Here is an 18,605-nt window from a genome sequence, read left to right as displayed (position 1 = left end):
TGCGGTTTTCCCCCACTGGTGTTGTGACTGACTGATAGATAGAAAGGAAAACCGATCGATGCCCCAGGTGGACCCCGAACTCTTCGACCGTGGCCAGTTCCAGGCCGAACTGGCACTGAAGGCAAGCCCCATCGCCGCGTTCAAGAAGGCGATCCGTCAGGCGCGCGAAGTGCTCGACCAGCGCTTTCGCAGCGGCCGCGACATCCGCCGGCTGATCGAGGACCGCGCCTGGTTCGTCGACAACATCCTGCAAAAAGCCTGGGAACAGTTCAGCTGGAGCACCGAGGCGGATATCGCCCTGGTGGCGGTTGGCGGCTACGGGCGTGGCGAGCTGCACCCCTACTCCGACATCGACCTGCTGATCCTGCTGGACAGCGCCGACCATGAGATGTTTCGCGATTCCATCGAGCGCTTTCTGACGCTGCTGTGGGACATCGGCCTGGAAGTCGGCCAGAGCGTACGCTCGGTCGATGAATGCGCCGAAGAGGCCCGCGCCGACCTGACGGTGGTCACCAACCTGATGGAAAGCCGCACCATCTGCGGCCCCGAGCGCCTGCGCCAGCGCATGCTCGAAGTCACCAGCACCGCCCATATGTGGCCGAGCAAGGACTTCTTCCTGGCCAAGCGCGCTGAGCAAAAGGCCCGCCACCACAAGTACAACGACACCGAATACAACCTGGAGCCCAACGTAAAAGGCTCGCCGGGCGGGTTGCGGGATATCCAGACGATTTTGTGGGTCGCCCGCCGCCAGTACGGCACCCTGAACCTGCGCGCCCTGGCCGGCGAGGGCTTTCTGGTGGAGAGCGAAAACGCCCTGCTGGCCTCGTCCCAGGAGTTCCTGTGGAAAGTGCGCTACGCGCTGCACATGCTTGCCGGGCGCTCCGAAGACCGCCTGCTGTTCGACCACCAACGCTCCATCGCCACCCTCCTGGGTTTTGAAGGCGAAGACGCGAAGACCAGCATCGAAAGCTTCATGCAGCAGTATTACCGGGTGGTGATGAGCATTGCCCAGCTCAGCGACCTGATCATCCAGCACTTCGAAGAAGTGATCCTGGCCCCCGAAGACGAAGCGCCGCCGCAACCGATCAATGCGCGCTTTCAATTGCACGATGGCTATATCGAAGCGCGCAACGACAATGTGTTCCGCCGCACGCCGTTCGCCATGCTGGAAATCTTCGTGCTGATGGCCCAGCAGCCGGAAATCAAGGGCGTGCGCGCCGACACCATCCGCCTGCTGCGGGAAAACCGTCACCTGATCGATGATGAGTTTCGTAACGACATCCGCAACACCAGCCTGTTTATCGAGCTGTTCAAGTGCAAGATCGGCATCCACCGCAACCTGCGGCGGATGAACCGCTACGGCATCCTTGGGCGCTACCTGCCGGAGTTCGGCTTTATCGTCGGGCAGATGCAGCACGACCTGTTCCACATCTATACCGTGGACGCCCACACCCTGAACCTGATCAAGCACCTGCGTAAGTTGCAGTACACCCAGGTGTCAGAGAAATTCCCGCTGGCCAGCAAACTCATGGCCAAGCTGCCCAAGCCCGAGCTGATTTACCTGGCCGGGCTGTACCACGACATCGGCAAAGGCCGGCATGGCGACCACTCGGAGATCGGCGCGGTTGATGCCGAAGCGTTCTGCCAACGCCATCAGTTGCCGCTGTGGGACAGCCGCCTGATCGTCTGGCTGGTGCAGAACCACCTGGTGATGTCGACCACCGCCCAGCGCAAGGACCTGTCCGACCCGCAGGTCATCCACGACTTCGCGCAGATCGTCGGCGATGAAACCCGCCTCGACTACCTCTACGTGCTGACCGTCTCCGACATCAACGCTACCAACCCAACGCTGTGGAATTCCTGGCGCGCGAGCCTGCTGCGCCAACTGTACACCGAGACCAAGCGCGCCCTGCGCCGCGGCCTGGAAAACCCGGTGGACCGCGAAGAGCAGATCCGCCGCACCCAAAGCGCGGCCCTGGATATCCTGGTGCGCGGCGGCAACGACCCGGATGATGTCGAACAACTGTGGTCGCAACTGGGCGATGACTACTTCCTGCGCCATACCGCCGGCGATGTCGCCTGGCACACCGACGCCATCCTGCAACAGCCGGCCGATGGTGGCCCGTTGGTGCTGATCAAGGAAACCACCCAGCGCGAATTCGAAGGCGGCACGCAGATCTTCATCTATGCGCCGGACCAACATGACTTCTTCGCCGTGACCGTGGCGGCCATGGACCAGCTCAACCTGAACATTCATGACGCCCGAGTGATCACCTCCAGCAGCCAGTTCACCCTCGACACCTACATTGTGCTCGACACCGATGGCGACTCAATCGGCGACAATCCGGCGCGCGTGAAGAAAATCCGCGAAGGCCTCACCGAAGCCCTGCGCAACCCGGACGACTATCCGACCATCATCCAGCGCCGGGTACCGCGCCAGCTCAAGCACTTTGCCTTTGCGCCCCAGGTGACTATCTCCAACGATGCCCAGCGCCCGGTGACGCTGCTGGAACTCAGCGCGCCGGATCGCCCAGGCCTGCTGGCACGCATCGGCGGGATTTTCCTCGAGTTCGACCTGTCTTTGCAGAACGCCAAGATTGCGACCCTCGGCGAGCGCGTGGAAGACGTGTTCTTCATCACCGACGCCGACAACCAGCCGCTGTCCGACCCCGAGCTGTGCCGCCGCTTGCAGGATGCAATCGTTGAGCAATTGAGCGTCACCCAGGAACCCGGCGTCGAGCTGACGCGCCTGACCCTATGAACATCGGCTTCTGTGGGAGGGGGCTTGCTCCCGATAGCAGTGGATCAGATAAAAATCAGCTGACTGACACAACGCAATCGGGAGCAAGCCCCCTCCCACATTGAATTTCGCCGGCAACCAGACTGCGTGCCGACAACTGAACTTGACGAGACTTTCGATGAACAACGCCCTGAACCAGTTGCAGCCCTACCCGTTCGAGAAACTGCGCGCCCTGCTCGGCAGTGTCACCCCGAACCCGGACAAACGCCCGATTGCACTGTCGATTGGCGAGCCCAAGCACACATCCCCAAGGTTCGTGGCCGAGGCGCTGAGCAATAACCTGGACCAGATGGCGGTGTACCCGACCACGTTGGGCACCCCTGCACTGCGCGAGGCCATTGGCGCCTGGTGCGAGCGCCGCTTCAACGTACCTGGCGGCTGGCTGGACCCGGCGCGCAATATTCTGCCGGTCAATGGCACGCGCGAGGCACTGTTCGCCTTTACCCAGACCGTGGTCAATCGCGGTGACGACGCGCTGGTGGTGAGCCCGAACCCGTTCTACCAGATCTATGAAGGCGCCGCGTTCCTCGCCGGTGCCAAGCCGCATTACCTGGCGTGCCTGGACAGCAATGGTTTCAATCCGGACTTCGATGCCGTATCGCCGGACATCTGGAAACGCTGCCAGATCCTGTTCCTGTGCTCCCCGGGCAACCCGACCGGCGCGCTGATTCCAGTCGCCACCCTGAAAAAGCTGATCGCCCTGGCCGACGAGTACGATTTCGTGATCGCCGCCGACGAGTGCTATAGCGAACTCTACTTCGACGAGCAAACCCCGCCGCCGGGCCTGCTGAGCGCCTGTGTCGAACTGGGTCGCCAGGACTTCAAGCGTTGCGTGGTCTTCCATAGCCTGTCCAAGCGTTCCAACCTGCCAGGCCTGCGTTCGGGCTTCGTGGCTGGCGACGCAGAGATTCTCAAGGCGTTCCTCCTGTATCGCACCTACCACGGTTGCGCCATGCCAGTGCAAACCCAACTGGCCAGCATCGCCGCCTGGCAAGACGAAGCACACGTACTGGCCAACCGTGACCTGTATCGCGAGAAGTTTGACGCGGTGCTGGCAATCCTCAAGCCGGTGCTGGATGTGCAAAGCCCGGACGGCGGCTTTTACCTGTGGCCGAATGTGAATGGGGACGATGCGGCGTTCTGCCGTGACTTGTTCGTGGAAGAACACGTGACGGTAGTACCGGGCTCTTACCTGTCCCGTGAAGTGGACGGCTTCAATCCAGGCGCCGGGCGTGTGCGCCTGGCATTGGTTGCGCCGCTGGCCGAATGCGTCGAAGCGGCTGAGCGGATTCGCGATTTCATCCAGCGCCGCGCTTAAGGTTCCAAGCCGCTCCCACACCGTGGGGGCGGCCGTCGAGCGAAAGCAGAACTACTTGACGCTGCCCAGGTTCGCTTCACTCATGTCCAGATCCGCCAGGACCTCGCGTAACACGTCATCGCCAATCTGGTGTTGACGGCTCAAACGATACAATTCCAGCCGCTGCGCGCGCAGCCCCTTGAGCCGCAGCTTGCGTTCCAACTTATCCATCTGCAGCGCCAGTGCCTGGGCTTCGGCGGAATCGTTGAATACCTCGAGCTGGTGGCGATATTCCGACATCAACCGCGCTTTGAGCTCAGTGGCCAACGCCGCTTGAGCCGCGTCCGGTAGTGCGCCTTCATCAGGCTCTTCGGCCTCCAGCGCATGGATCGCCGCCACAGCGGTTTTTTTCCAGGCTTCGCGGACCTCTCGGTGACGCTTCTCATCGGGGCTCTTTTCGATGCCGCGAAGCAGCAGCGGCAGCGCGATACAAGCGGCCACCAATGACAACAGGATGACCCCGGCCGCGATGAAGATCAGCAGGTCGCGCTCCGGAAAAGCCTGGCCCGGCGCCAGCAGCAATGGCACCGACATCACGCCCGCCAATGTCACCGCACCGCGCACGCCGCCCACCGTCAGCAACCAGCAGGAGCGTGCCGTAGGCACCAGGGTCAGCTCGGGTTTGCCACGCACGCGACGCAGCAGGCCTGACAGCCGCCAAATGCTCTGCACCCAGATAAAGCGCAACACCACCAGCACCACAAAAATCGCGATCACGTCCAGGCAGCGATACATCAAGGTCGGCCACACCGTGGTCTCATGGCTCACCACTGCCTTGATGATGTCCGGCAGCTGCAGGCCCAGCAGCAGAAAGATCAGGCCATTGAACGCAAACTCCAGCAGCGACCAGACACTGCGATTGAGCAGCCGCGTACTGGTTTGACGCGGCAGCAGGTCCAGCCAGCTCTGCATCATGCCCGCCGCCACCGCCGACAAAATGCCCGACGCCCCCAGGCGTTCCGCCAGGACGTAGGCAGCGAACGGCAGCAGCAACATGAATACCACGTGGGTGGCCGGGTCATCCCAACCTCGTGCGATCATCCAGGCGCGCAGACGACCCACCAGCCAGCTCAACGCCACACCCACCGCGAGCCCGCCCACGGCGACCAAGACAAAGGTCAGGCTGGCATCAGCCAGGGAAAACACCCCGGTCAGGGCGGCAGCCAGGGCAAACTTGAAGGTCACCAGGCCCGACGCGTCATTCATCAAGGCCTCACCCTGAAGCATGTGCATCAAGGGCGTGGGCAAGCGGTTCTGGGAAATCGCCGACACCGCCACGGCATCCGTCGGCGACAACACGGCGGCCAGGGCGAAGGCCACCGGCAACGGAATCGCCGGCACAATCCAGTGAATGAGATAACCCGCGCCGACCACAGTGAACAGCACCAGCCCTACGGCCAGCGTCAGAATCGGCCCGCGCAAGCGCCACAACTCACGCTTGGGCATGCGCCAGCCATCGGAAAACAGCAGCGGTGGCAGGAACAGAAACAGGAACAGCTCCGGGTCCAGCGCCACGTGCAGCCCCAGCGTGGGCCAGGCCAGCAGGGCCCCGGCGCCAATCTGCACCAGTGGCAGCGGGAGGGGAATGATGCGCCCGACCAGACGCGAAACGCTGACCAGCATCAGCAGGATAAGAACGGTGTAGGCGGTTTGCATAACGCAGTTTCCCAGACAATCGACTTGCAACGACACACATCAGGCAACATGTGTCCGTTGAAGTGCCATATTAGGCGTCTATGCTGCGCCTTGGCTTTTGCACAAAAGTCGCACCCTGCTGACGGGCGGCGCCGAAACGCGCTGAGCGTGGCATAATCCGCGATCTTTCATTTTTCATTCGTCCAAAGGGGGGCAATTCCTTGACTGCTTCAAGCAAAACCTTGCACCTTTTCGGCATCAAAGCCTGCGACACCATGAAAAAGGCGCGCACCTGGCTTGATGAGCACGCTGTGAGCTATGAGTTCCATGATTACAAAACGGCCGGTATCGACCGCGAACACTTGACCCAATGGTGCAACGAGCACGGTTGGCAGGTGGTTTTGAACCGTGCGGGCACCACCTTTCGCAAACTCGAAGACGAACGCAAAGCCGATCTCGATCAGTCGAAAGCCATTGAATTGATGCTCGCACAACCCTCGATGATCAAGCGCCCGGTGCTCGATCTCGGTGACAGAACCCTGATTGGCTTCAAGCCAGAGAGTTATTCGGCGGCCCTCAAGTAGGTCAGCCTTTTCCATTTTTGTAGAGGTAACAGCATGTCCAATTCCCTGTTCAGCCTGGGCTTCGGCGTCGGCACTCAGAACCGCCAAGGTGCTTGGCTGGAAGTGTTTTACGCACAACCCCTGCTCAACCCGTCGGCTGACATCGTCGCGGCCATTGCGCCGATCCTCGGTTACACCGAAGGCAACCAGGCGATTACCTTCACCGTCACCCAGGCCCTGCAACTGGCCGACGCGCTCAAAGGCGTCGATTCCGCCCAGGCCGCCCTGCTCAGCCGTCTGGCTGAAAGCCATACCCCGCTGGTGGCGACCTTGCTGGCCGAAGATGCCGCGCTGACCTCCACGCCTGAGGCCTACCTCAAGCTGCACCTGTTGTCCCATCGCCTGGTCAAGCCTCACGGCCTGCACCTGGCCGGTGTGTTCCCGCAGCTGCCGAACGTGGCCTGGACCAGCCAGGGCGCCATCGATATCGCTGAACTGGCCGAACGCCAGCTGGAAGCGCGCCTGCGCGGCGATCTGCTGGAAGTGTTCTCGGTGGACAAATTCCCGAAAATGACCGACTACGTGGTGCCGAGCGGCGTGCGTATCGCTGACGCCGCCCGCCTGCGCCTGGGTGCCTACGTGGGCGAAGGCACCACCGTCATGCACGAAGGTTTCATCAACTTCAACGCCGGCACCGAAGGCCCGGGCATGATCGAAGGCCGCGTATCGGCTGGCGTGTTCGTCGGCAAGGGTTCGGACCTGGGCGGCGGCTGCTCGACCATGGGCACGCTCTCCGGTGGCGGTAACATCGTGATCAAGGTCGGCGAAGGCTGCCTGATCGGCGCCAACGCCGGTATCGGTATCCCGCTGGGCGACCGCAACACCGTGGAGTCCGGCCTGTACGTCACCGCCGGCACCAAGGTCGCCTTGCTGGACGAGAAGAACCAACTGGTCAAAGTGGTCAAGGCGCGTGAACTGGCGGGCCAGCCGGACCTGCTGTTCCGTCGCAACTCCGAGACCGGTGCCGTGGAGTGCAAAACCCACAAATCGGCCATCGAACTGAACGAAACGCTGCACGCTCACAACTAAGCAGCCACTCGATGCCGCCCAGCGAGCCGCACCTTCAGGGTGCGGCTCGCTTATACGAGTCTTGAACATCATGCTTGTGCCCTCCCCCTGGCGTGCTGATTTCCCAGCCATCGCCACCCTGCAACGCCAGGACCAGACCTACCTGGACAACGCCGCCACCACGCAAAAACCCCAAGCCCTGCTGGATGCAATCAGCCATTACTACGCCAATGGCGCAGCCAATGTGCACCGTGCCCAGCATCTGCCGGGTGCCCACGCGACCCAGGCGTTTGAAGACAGTCGCAGCAAGGTGATGCAGTGGTTGAATGCGGGCGACAGCGGGCAGGTGGTGTTTACCCACGGCGCAACCTCTGCGCTGAACCTCCTGGCCTATGGCCTGGAGCACTTATTCAATGCGGGCGATGAGATTGCCATCAGCGCCCTGGAACACCACGCCAACCTGCTGCCCTGGCAGCAACTGGCCAAACGTCGCGCACTGACCCTGGTGGTATTGCCACTGGAGGCTGACGGTGTGATTGACCTTGAGGCCGCCGCACGGCTGATCGGCCCGCGTACCCGACTGCTGGCGGTAAGCCAGCTATCCAACGTACTCGGCGCCTGGCAACCGCTCGATGCCTTGCTCGGGCTGGCCCGCACCCACGGCACACTGACGGTGATCGACGGCGCCCAAGGCATCGTCCACGGCCGCCACGACGTGCAGGCCCTGGGCTGCGACTTCTACGTATTTTCCAGCCACAAGCTGTACGGCCCGGACGGGGTCGGCGTGTTATACGGCCGCCATGAAGCCTTGCATCACCTGCGCCACTGGCAGTTCGGCGGCGAGATGGTGCAGCAGGCCGATTACCACAGCGCCAGCTTCCGCCCTGCCCCGCTGGGTTTTGAAGCGGGAACGCCGCCAATTGCCGGTGTGATCGGCCTGGGCGCGACGCTCGACTACCTGACTTCGCTGGATCAACAGGCGGTGGTCAGGCACGAGGCGGCGCTGCACGATTATCTGCTGCGCGGCTTGAAGGCGCGCAACGGCGTGCACGTATTGGGCGCGCCGCAGGTGGCGTTGGTCAGCTTTGTGGTCGAGGGCGTGCATAACGCCGACCTCGCCCACTTGCTGACCGAACAGGGGATTGCCGTGCGTGCCGGTCATCACTGTGCGATGCCGTTGCTCAAGGCGCTGCAGTTGTCGGGGGCGATCCGCGTGTCCCTGGCGCTGTACAACGACTCCGACGACCTGGAGCGTTTCTTTGAAGCACTGGACCAGGCGCTGGATATGTTGCGATGAGCTTGCCGACGGACGCGGTGGCCGCACTGCAAGCGTTCCAGGCCATAGGCAGCTGGGAGCAACGCGCACGCCTGTTGATGCAATGGGGCGAGCGGCTGCCGGCTCTGACGGAGGCCGACAAGGTCGACGCCAATCTGGTGCACGGCTGCGAAAGCCTGGTGTGGTTGGTGGGACGCTTAGAGGACGGTCACTGGCAGTTTGCCGCCAGCAGCGAGGCGCGGATGATTCGTGGGCTGGTGGCGTTGTTGCTGGCACGGGTCAATGGGTTGTCGGCTGCGCAGTTGCAGGCGGTTGACCTGCCTGAGTGGTTCAATCAACTGGGCTTGTCGCGCCAGCTCTCACCGTCACGCAGCAATGGCCTCAATGCGGTGCTGCAGCGCATGCGTTCCCTGAGCCAGACCCAAAACTGAAATTGGTTCACTGTAGGAGCGAGCTTGCTCGCGAAGAACTCAGGGCCCCCGCGTTTATCCAGAATGAACGCGTTGCCTAGGCGTTTTTCGCGAGCAAGCTCGCTCCTACATTGAACCGCTTTCGCTTAACTGACTGGCATTAGGGCAAGGCCCCTTCCACATTTTGGGCTGAACAACATGCTTCGATTCAGGCGGGCTTGACCCGCTCCGACGGCCGGCGCACCCCCGCCACGATCTTGTCCACCGCCTTGGTGGCCGCCACCATGCCGAACGTGGCCGTCACCATCATCACCGCGCCAAAGCCACCGGCACAATCGAGCTTGACGCCGTCGCCGACAAAACTCTTCTGCAAACAGATGCTGCCATCGGGCTTGGGGTAGCGCAGTTGCTCGGTGGAAAACACGCACGGCACGCTGTAATGACGGGTCACGGTGCGTGAGAAACCATAGTCGCGGCGCAACGTGGAGCGCACTTTCGAGGCCAGCGGATCGTTGAAGGTGCGGTTCAGGTCACACACCTGGATCAGCGTCGGGTCGATCTGCCCGCCGGCGCCACCGGTGGTAATGATCTGGATCTTGCGGCGTTTGCACCAGGCAATCAGCGCCGCCTTGGCGTTGACCGCGTCGATGCAGTCGATCACGCAATCAATGTTCGGGGTGATGTACTCGGCCATGGTGTCGCGCGTCACGAAATCCGCCACCGCATGCACCGTGCACGCCGGGTTGATGCCGCGCAGACGTTCGGCCATCACTTGGACCTTGGGTTTGCCCACGGTGCTGTCCAGCGCATGCAACTGGCGGTTGCTGTTGCTGACGCAGACGTCATCCAGGTCAAACAGCGAAATCTCGCCCACCCCGCAGCGGGCGATGGCTTCCGCCGCCCACGAGCCCACGCCGCCAACGCCGACGATCGCCACATGGGCCGCTTTCAAGCGTTCCAGGCCTTCAATGCCATACAAGCGGGCAACGCCTGCAAACCGTGGATCTTCTGTGCTCATGACCATTACCCCAAAAACCGGCGCGCATTATGGGCTACGCAGCGGCAAGTTTTAAGCTACAAGTTACAAGTAAAGAACTTAGGTGAACATTCGCGGACTAACGTCCGGCTTTTCTCTGTCTGCTGTACGCTCAGGGAAAGGCCGGTGTAGGATGCGCGCCGTTCGGCGCAGGCCGACACCTCTTTTCGTTCCACACCCTTTGGAACCCGAAATCGCCATGTCATCGCGTAAATTTGGACTCAACCTGGTGGTGGTGCTGGCTATTGCCGCACTGTTCACTGGCTTCTGGGCGCTGATCAACCGCCCGGTCACTACCCCCAACTGGCCTGAACAGATCTCCGGGTTTTCTTACTCGCCGTTCCAGCAAGGCCAGTATCCACAGAAAAACCAATACCCGAGCGACGACCAGATGCGTCGCGACCTCGAGATCATGAGCAAGCTGACGGACAACATCCGTACCTACTCGGTCGACGGCACCCTGGGCGATATCCCCAAGCTGGCGGAAGAGTTCGGCCTGCGGGTGACCCTGGGTATCTGGATCAGCCCCGATCTTGAGCGCAACGAACGCGAAATCCAGCGCGCCATCGAGATCGCCAACAGCTCGCGCAGCGTTGTGCGGGTGGTGGTGGGTAACGAGGCGCTGTTCCGTGAAGAAATCACCCCAGAGGCGCTGATCGTGCTGCTGGACCGGGTGCGCGCCGCTGTGAAAGTGCCGGTGACCACCTCCGAGCAATGGCACATCTGGGAAAAGAACCCGCAACTGGCCAAGCACGTCGACCTGATCGCCGCGCACATCCTGCCGTTCTGGGAATTCATTCCGATGGACAAGGCCGGCCAGTACGTACTCGACCGCGCCCGGGACCTGAAGAAGATGTTCCCGAAAAAGCCGCTGCTGTTGTCGGAGGTTGGCTGGCCAAGTAACGGGCGCATGCGCGGCGGCAATGAATCGTCCCCGGCGGACCAGGCGATTTACCTGCGCACGCTGGTGAACAAGCTCAATCGCCAAGGCTTCAACTATTTTGTGATCGAAGCCTTCGACCAACCGTGGAAAGTCAGCGATGAAGGTTCTGCCGGCGCCTATTGGGGCGTGTACAACGCCGCGCGCCAGCAAAAATTCAACTTTGAAGGGCCGGTGGTCGCCATTCCGCAATGGCGCGTGCTGGCGATCGGCTCGGTGGTACTGGCCCTGCTGTCGCTGACCCTGTTAATGATCGACGGTTCGGCCTTGCGCCAGCGCGGCCGTACCTTCCTGACGTTTATCGCGTTCCTGTGCGGCTCGGTGCTGGTATGGATCGGCTACGACTACAGCCAGCAATACAGCACCTGGTTCAGCCTGACCGTCGGTTTCTTGCTGGCGCTGGGTGCCATGGGCGTATTCATCGTGTTGTTGACCGAAGCCCACGAACTGGCCGAAGCGGTGTGGACTCACAAGCGCCGGCGTGAATTCCTGCCGGTAGAAGGGGAATCGGACTACCGCCCGAAAGTGTCGATCCACGTGCCGTGCTACAACGAGCCGCCGGAAATGGTCAAACAGACCCTCGACGCCCTGGCCGCACTCGATTACCCGGACTACGAAGTCCTGATCATCGACAACAACACCAAGGACCCGGCGGTATGGGAACCGGTGCGCGACTACTGCCAAACCCTGGGCCCGCGTTTCAAGTTCTTCCACGTCGCGCCACTGGCCGGTTTCAAGGGCGGCGCGCTGAACTACCTGATTCCGCACACCGCCAAGGACGCCGAAGTGATCGCGGTGATCGACTCCGACTACTGCGTCTCGCCCAACTGGCTCAAGCACATGGTGCCGCACTTCGCCGACCCGAAAATCGCCGTGGTGCAGTCGCCACAGGATTACCGCGACCAGAACGAAAGCACCTTCAAGAAGCTCTGCTATGCGGAATATAAAGGCTTCTTCCATATCGGCATGGTCACCCGTAACGACCGCGACGCGATCATCCAGCACGGCACCATGACCATGACCCGTCGCTCGGTGCTCGAAGAGCTGGGCTGGGCCGACTGGTGCATCTGTGAAGACGCCGAACTGGGCCTGCGCGTGTTCGAAAAAGGCTTGTCGGCGGCGTATTACCACGACAGCTACGGCAAAGGCCTGATGCCCGATACCTTTATCGACTTCAAGAAACAGCGTTTCCGCTGGGCCTATGGCGCGATTCAGATCATCAAGCGCCACACCGCCAGCCTGCTGCGCGGCAAGGACACTGAGCTGACCCGTGGCCAGCGCTATCACTTCCTCGCGGGCTGGCTGCCGTGGGTGGCCGATGGCATGAACATCTTCTTCACCGTCGGCGCGCTGTTGTGGTCGGCGGCGATGGTCATCGTGCCGACCCGTGTCGATCCGCCGTTGCTGATCTTCGCCATCCCGCCGTTGGCGCTGTTCGTGTTCAAGGTGGGCAAGATCATCTTCCTCTACCGCCGTGCGGTCGGAGTCAACCTCAAGGATGCATTTTGCGCGGCGCTGGCCGGCCTGGCGTTGTCGCACACCATTGCCAAGGCGGTGCTGTATGGCTTCTTCACCACCAGCATTCCGTTCTTTCGCACGCCGAAAAACGCCGATAACCACGGCTTCTGGGTAGCCATTTCCGAAGCCCGCGAAGAGATGTTCATCATGCTGCTGTTGTGGGGCGCGGCGCTGGGGATCTACCTGGTGCAGGGCCTGCCGAGCAATGACATGCGCTTCTGGGTGGTGATGCTGCTGGTGCAGTCGCTGCCGTATGTGGCGGCGCTGATCATGGCGTTCCTGTCTTCACTGCCCAAACCTGCGGCGAAGGCTGAGCCCGCACCCGCGGCGTAAAAACTTGCGCAATCCACTAAACGGCGGCCTCTGGTCGCCGTTTTGCTATAAGATAACGGCCGTTTTGTTGGATCAGGCAAGCACCGATTGCTTTATGTGGGAGGGGGCTTGCCCCCGATAGCAGCGTGTCAGTCAGCTAATTTTTTGCTGATAAACCGCCGTCGGGGGCAAGCCCCTTCCCACATTGAATCTGCGCCGTTTCAGCACATTCGTCCTGCGCCCATTACACGCTTTCCGGAGTTTTCCCATGACGGCCCATGCCGACCTTTCGCCGACCCTTCAACTTGCCATCGACCTGATCCGTCGCCCGTCGGTCACTCCGATCGACGCCGATTGCCAGAAGCTGATGATGCAGCGCCTGGGCGACGCCGGTTTTGCGCTCGAGCCAATGCGCATCTTCGACGTGGATAACTTCTGGGCGACCCATGGCAAGCACGAAGGCCCGGTGCTGTGTTTTGCCGGCCACACTGACGTGGTGCCGACCGGCCCGGTGCAGGCCTGGCAGAACGATCCGTTCGACGCACTGATCGACGAACACGGCATGCTGTGCGGCCGTGGCGCGGCGGACATGAAAGGCAGCCTGGCGGCGATGCTGGTGGCGGCGGAGCGTTTTGTCGCCGACTACCCGGACCACAAGGGCTCGGTGGCCTTCCTGATCACCAGCGACGAAGAAGGCCCGGCGCACCATGGCACCAAGGCCGTGATCGAACGTCTGGCCGCGCGCAAGGAGCGCCTGGACTGGTGCATCGTCGGCGAACCGTCGAGTACAACCCTGGTGGGTGACGTGGTCAAGAATGGCCGCCGTGGCTCCCTCGGCGCTACGCTGACCGTGCGCGGTGTGCAAGGCCACGTGGCATATCCGCACCTGGCGAAGAACCCGATCCACCTGGCCGCACCGGCATTGGCCGAGCTCGCTGCCGAGCATTGGGACGACGGCAACGCCTTCTTCCCGCCGACCAGCTTCCAGATCTCCAACCTCAATTCCGGTACCGGCGCCACCAACGTGATTCCCGGCGACCTGACGGCGGTGTTCAACTTCCGTTTTTCCACCGAATCCACCGTGGAAGGCTTGCAGCAACGGGTGGCCGCGATCCTGGATAAACACGGCCTGGACTGGCATGTGGACTGGGCGCTGTCGGGCCTGCCATTCCTCACCGAGCCGGGCGCACTGCTCGACGCGGTCTCGGCCAGCATCAAGGCGATCACCGGTCGTGAGACCCAGGCGTCCACCAGCGGCGGCACCTCGGATGGTCGCTTCATCGCGACCCTGGGCACGCAAGTGGTCGAGCTGGGCCCGGTGAATGCGACGATCCATCAGGTCAACGAGCGCATCCTTGCCAGCGACCTCGATGTGTTGACCGAAATCTACTATCAGACCCTGATCAAGTTGCTCGCCTGATGCTCGCCTGCCCCCTTTGCAGCGCCCCGCTCAATCCGGTGGACAACGGCGTGGCGTGCCCCGCCGGGCACCGTTTCGACCGCGCACGCCAGGGTTACCTGAACCTGCTGCCGGTGCAGCACAAGAACAGCCGCGACCCGGGCGATAACCTGGCGATGGTCGAGGCGCGCCGCGATTTTCTCAATGCCGGGCACTACGCCCCTGTGGCTCAGCGCCTGGCCGAGCTGGCCGCTGAACGCAAACCGCAACGCTGGGTGGACATCGGCTGTGGCGAGGGTTACTACACCGCGCAGATCGCCGACGCCCTGCCCCACGCCGACGGCTACGCCCTGGATATTTCCAGGGAAGCGGTCAAGCGGGCATGCAAGCGCAACCCCGCGCTGACCTGGTTGATCGCCAGCATGGCCCGCATCCCATTGGCCGACGCCAGTTGCCAGTTTCTCGCCAGCGTGTTCAGCCCGCTGGACTGGCAGGAAGCCAAGCGCCTGCTCAGCCCAGGTGGCGGCTTGATGAAGGTCGGCCCCACCCGCGGCCATCTGATGGAATTGCGCGAGCGCTTGTACGATGAAGTGCGCGAGTACACCGACGACAAACACTTGGCGCTGGTGCCGGATGGCATGAGCCTGGCCCACAGCGAAACCCTGGAGTTCACCCTGAGCCTGGCCGAACCCAAGGACCGCGCCAATCTGCTGGCCATGACCCCTCACGGCTGGCGCGCCAGCGCCGAGCGCCGCAACGAGGTGATCGAAGCCGCCGAGCCGCTGCAGGTCACCGTGTCGATGCGCTACGATTATTTCGTGCTTCAATAACCGACTTTTCAGTACCCGCGAATGGATTTTCGAATCCCGCGACGAGGAACATCCATGCGCCAACCCGATATTGAGATTTACCTGAAGGACGCCGACGTCGACCACAAGGCCATCGCCGCCTGGCTGGGCGCCGCCCTGGGCCCTTGCACCGACTGGGTCCAGAAGGGCCAGACCTACAAGTGCAAAGCCGGCAACGTGCCGGTGACCTGGCTGCCAAAAGCCGTCGGCAAGTGGAACAGCCTGTTTCTGGAAAGCGACCAGACTCCATGGGACGACGACATCGCCTGCGCCCGCGCCGCGTTTGCCGCACTGAACGTTGAAGTGCGCTGCGCACCGGGGACCTGGGTCGAGGAAGAAGGCGAGGAAAGCGCCGACACCTGGATTCGCATCAGCGCCGACGGTGAAGAACAGATCACCTGGAAAACCGCCTGATTCCGAGCTGCGAACCCAATCAAATGTGGGAGGGGGCTTGCCCCCGATTGCTGAGTGTCAGTCGCTGAATAAATCGACTGATCCGCCGCTATCGGGGGCAAGCCCCCTCCCACAGGGTTCCAGCGGTGGTCTTAAAGACCCACCACATCCTCGGCCTGCAGCCCCTTCTCGCCGGTCACCACGGCGTACTCCACCTGCTGGCCTTCGGCCAACGAACGGTGACCGTCACCGCGAATGGCGCGGTAGTGCACGAACACGTCCTTGCCATCTTCACGCTGGATAAAGCCATAGCCCTTGGCATCGTTGAACCACTTCACATTGCCGGTTTCGCGCGTTGTCATCTGTTCACTCCCACTGGTTTTTATTATTGAGTCGCTGAGGTTGAACTGCCGAGTATAAGACAGGTTCAAAAACCATCAACCCAACTTTACATCGCCGCTTTTTTGCCGATTTTCGGCGAATACGGCACACTACCTGCCCGAGCATCTGCCCGGTTTATTCCCACTTGAAGCAGCTCGCCTATGACCCGCTCCCCGTTCCGTCGCCTGGTGTTCGGCACCTTGCGTCGACTGCTGTACCTCTGGGTTCGCTCGGAGACGATCAACCAGTCGTCCCTAACCCTTAACCTGGACCGCAGCCGGCCGGTGTTCTATGTCCTGCAATCGCCCTCCCTGACCGAACTGGCCGTGGTCGACGCCGAGTGCACCAGGGCCGGCCTGCCGCGCCCGGTGCTGCCGGTATCGGTCGGCCCGTTGATGGAACCCGCGGCGTTCTTTTACCTGACGCCGGACCCGGACTGGCTCGGTCGCCAGGACAAGCGCGGCGCACCGCCAACTCTGACGCGCCTGGTCAACACCCTCACCGAACATGCCGAAGAGAATGCACAAATCATTCCGGTCAGCGTGTTCTGGGGCCAGTCGCCTGAAAGTGAGTCCAGCCCTTGGAAACTGCTGTTCGCCGACAGCTGGGCGGTCACCGGGCGCTTGCGCCGGTTGTTGAGCATCCTGATCCTCGGTCGCAAGACGCGCGTGCAATTCTCCGCGCCCATCAATCTGCGTGAATTGATCGAGCACAATAAAGGGCACGAACGCACCGTAAGGATGGCCCAGCGCATCCTGCGTGTGCACTTTCGTAACCTGAAGACCGCCGTGATCGGCCCCGACCTGTCGCACCGCCGCAATCTGGTGAAGGGCCTGGTGAACATGCCGTTGGTGCGCCAAGCCATCGCCGATGAAGCCGAGCGTGAAAAAATCTCGCCGGAGAAAGCCAAGGCCCTGGCCCTGCGCTATGGCAACGAGATCGCCTCGGACTACACCTACACCGCGATCCGCTTCCTGGAAGTGGTGCTGAGCTGGTTCTGGAACAAGATCTACGATGGCATCAAGATCAACAACATCGAGGGCGTGCAACAGGTTGCGCAGGGCTACGAAGTAATCTACGTACCGTGCCACCGCAGCCATATCGACTACCTGCTGCTTTCCTACCTGCTGTTCAAGAACGGCCTGACCCCGCCGCACATTGCCGCCGGCATCAACTTGAACATGCCCGTGATCGGCAGCCTGCTGCGCCGTGGCGGTGCGTTTTTCATGCGCCGCACCTTCAAGGGCAACCCGCTGTACACCTCGGTGTTCAACGAATACCTGCACACCCTGTTTACCAAAGGCTTCCCCGTCGAGTACTTCGTCGAAGGCGGACGCTCGCGCACGGGGCGCATGCTGCAGCCCAAAACCGGGATGCTGGCGATCACCCTGCGCAGTTTCCTGCGCTCTTCGCGCATGCCTATCGTGTTCGTGCCGGTGTACATCGGCTATGAACGCGTGCTGGAAGGTCGTACCTACCTCGGCGAACTGCGTGGTGCGAGCAAGAAGAAAGAGTCGATTTTCGATATTTTCAAAGTGGTGGGCGCGCTCAAGCAGCGCTTCGGCCAGGTCGCGGTCAACTTCGGCGAGCCGATCAAGCTGGCGGAATTCCTCGACAACGAGCAACCGGATTGGCGCGCTCAGGAACTGGGCCCGAACTACAAGCCGGCGTGGCTGAATGAAACCACCCACCGCCTGGGCGAACAGGTGGCGCGCCATCTGAACGAAGCCGCAGCGGTGAACCCGGTGAACCTGGTGGCATTGGCGCTGCTGTCGACCACACGCCTGGCCCTGGATGAACAAGCCATGGCCCGCCAGTTGGACCTGTACCTGGCGCTGCTGCGCCGTGTGCCCTATTCACCGCATACCACCCTGCCGGACGGCGATGGCCTCGCCCTGATCAAGCACGTCAAGGACATGAATCTGCTGTCGGAACAGAGCGATGCCCTGGGCAAAATCGTCTATCTGGATGAGCAAAACGCCGTCCTGATGACCTATTACCGCAACAACGTATTGCACATCTTCGCCCTGCCGGCGCTGCTGGCGAGCTTCTTCCAGAGCAGTTCGCGCATGAGCCGCGAACAGATCCTGCGCTACACCCAGGCGCTGTATCCGTACCTGCAATCGGAGTTGTTTATCCGCTGGTCACTGGAGGATCTGGATACCGTGGTCGACCAATGGCTGGACGCGTTTGTCGAACAGGGCCTGCTGCGCTTTGAAAACAACGTGTACCTGCGCCCGGCGCCGAGCTCGCGGCATTTTGTGCTGCTGACGCTGCTGTCAAAAAGCATCGCCCAGACCCTGCAGCGCTTCTACATGGCCATTTCGCTGCTGCTCAACAGCGGCCAGAACAGCATCAGCGCCGAAGAGCTGGAAGACCTGTGCACGATCATGGCACAGCGGCTGTCGATCCTGCACGGCCTCAATGCCCCGGAATTCTTCGACAAGAGCCTATTCCGACATTTCATCCAGACCTTGTTGGAGCAAGATGTGCTGCGCCGCGATGAAGCCGGCAAGCTGAGCTACCACGACCTGCTCGGCGAGCTGGCTGAAGGCGCGGCCAAACGGGTACTGCCGGCGGACATTCGCCTGTCGATCCGCCAGGTCGCGTTGCATCGCGTCGATGGCGCGGCCGAGCAAGCGGTGGAACCTGCGCAAACCCGCTAGATT

General features: G+C 61.9%; 14 protein-coding genes. 11 read left to right on the top strand and 3 right to left on the bottom strand.

The features are described 5' to 3' along the window. The first annotated feature begins 58 nt into the window (after positions 1-58). Together SC318_RS06470 and dapC are read left to right on the top strand one after the other, a co-directional pair. Positions 59-2,761, top strand: coding sequence for a [protein-PII] uridylyltransferase (locus SC318_RS06470; RefSeq protein ID WP_320430109.1), 2,703 nt, complete (start codon positions 59-61; stop codon positions 2,759-2,761). A 157-nt stretch (positions 2,762-2,918) separates the two neighbouring features. Then, positions 2,919-4,118 carry a succinyldiaminopimelate transaminase gene (dapC, locus tag SC318_RS06465; protein WP_320430108.1) on the top strand — a complete coding sequence of 400 codons (1,200 nt, stop codon included), beginning with the start codon at positions 2,919-2,921 and terminating at the stop codon, positions 4,116-4,118. 51 nt (positions 4,119-4,169) lie between these two features. On the opposite strand, the gene SC318_RS06460 is transcribed toward dapC, so the two are convergent. After that, complete coding sequence (locus SC318_RS06460; RefSeq protein ID WP_320430107.1) at positions 4,170-5,813, bottom strand: Na+/H+ antiporter; 1,644 nt, start codon at positions 5,811-5,813, stop codon at positions 4,170-4,172. Between the two features lie 200 nt (positions 5,814-6,013). On the opposite strand from SC318_RS06460, the gene SC318_RS06455 reads away from it, so the two are divergent. The 4 genes from SC318_RS06455 (at position 6,014) to SC318_RS06440 (ending at position 9,130) form a co-directional block, all read left to right on the top strand. Then, the gene (locus SC318_RS06455; RefSeq protein WP_017529704.1) at positions 6,014-6,376 is read left to right on the top strand and encodes an ArsC family reductase; all 363 of its coding nucleotides are present in this window, start codon (positions 6,014-6,016) and stop codon (positions 6,374-6,376) included. Between the two features lie 33 nt (positions 6,377-6,409). Next, entirely contained in the window at positions 6,410-7,444 is a 1,035-nt protein-coding gene (gene dapD, locus SC318_RS06450; protein ID WP_320430106.1) for a 2,3,4,5-tetrahydropyridine-2,6-dicarboxylate N-succinyltransferase, read from the top strand. Between the two features lie 70 nt (positions 7,445-7,514). Continuing rightward, positions 7,515-8,720, top strand: a complete 1,206-nt coding sequence (locus tag SC318_RS06445) for an aminotransferase class V-fold PLP-dependent enzyme (RefSeq protein WP_320430105.1) — start codon at positions 7,515-7,517, stop codon at positions 8,718-8,720. Then, positions 8,717-9,130 (top strand): SufE family protein, encoded by a 414-nt coding sequence (locus tag SC318_RS06440; RefSeq protein ID WP_320430104.1) that lies wholly within the window; start codon positions 8,717-8,719, stop codon positions 9,128-9,130. Before SC318_RS06445 ends, SC318_RS06440 begins: the two co-directional genes overlap by 4 nt. Positions 9,131-9,317: 187 nt before the next feature. Here SC318_RS06440 and tcdA read toward each other — a convergent pair whose 3' ends face one another. Next, positions 9,318-10,127 (bottom strand): tRNA cyclic N6-threonylcarbamoyladenosine(37) synthase TcdA, encoded by an 810-nt coding sequence (tcdA, locus tag SC318_RS06435; protein ID WP_320430103.1) that lies wholly within the window; start codon positions 10,125-10,127, stop codon positions 9,318-9,320. A 217-nt stretch (positions 10,128-10,344) separates the two neighbouring features. On the opposite strand from tcdA, the gene SC318_RS06430 reads away from it, so the two are divergent. The 4 genes from SC318_RS06430 (at position 10,345) to SC318_RS06415 (ending at position 15,576) form a co-directional block, all read left to right on the top strand. Continuing rightward, entirely contained in the window at positions 10,345-12,936 is a 2,592-nt protein-coding gene (locus SC318_RS06430) for a glycosyltransferase (RefSeq protein WP_320430102.1), read from the top strand. 247 nt (positions 12,937-13,183) lie between these two features. After that, entirely contained in the window at positions 13,184-14,335 is a 1,152-nt protein-coding gene (gene dapE, locus SC318_RS06425) for a succinyl-diaminopimelate desuccinylase (protein ID WP_320430101.1), read from the top strand. Beyond that, complete coding sequence (locus SC318_RS06420; protein WP_320430100.1) at positions 14,335-15,144, top strand: putative RNA methyltransferase; 810 nt, start codon at positions 14,335-14,337, stop codon at positions 15,142-15,144. The genes dapE and SC318_RS06420 overlap by 1 nt, the downstream gene beginning before the upstream one ends. Positions 15,145-15,198: 54 nt before the next feature. Further along, positions 15,199-15,576: a hypothetical protein gene (locus SC318_RS06415; RefSeq protein ID WP_320430099.1), complete on the top strand. Its 378-nt coding sequence runs from the start codon at positions 15,199-15,201 to the stop codon at positions 15,574-15,576. A 131-nt stretch (positions 15,577-15,707) separates the two neighbouring features. Here the strand turns inward: SC318_RS06415 and SC318_RS06410 are convergent, their stop codons facing one another. Beyond that, positions 15,708-15,917 (bottom strand): cold-shock protein, encoded by a 210-nt coding sequence (locus tag SC318_RS06410; protein WP_065886074.1) that lies wholly within the window; start codon positions 15,915-15,917, stop codon positions 15,708-15,710. A gap of 180 nt (positions 15,918-16,097) precedes the next feature. Between SC318_RS06410 and plsB the strand changes: the two genes are divergently transcribed. Further along, a complete protein-coding gene (gene plsB / locus SC318_RS06405) occupies positions 16,098-18,602 on the top strand; it encodes a glycerol-3-phosphate 1-O-acyltransferase PlsB (RefSeq protein ID WP_320430098.1) in 2,505 nt (834 codons plus the stop codon). The last annotated feature ends 3 nt before the right edge of the window (positions 18,603-18,605 follow it).

The organism is Pseudomonas sp. MUP55, from assembly GCF_034043515.1.
Lineage (GTDB): Bacteria > Pseudomonadota > Gammaproteobacteria > Pseudomonadales > Pseudomonadaceae > Aquipseudomonas.
The sequence above is the reverse complement of the archived record's forward strand: the minus strand, read 5'-3'. Positions and strand labels throughout refer to the sequence as shown.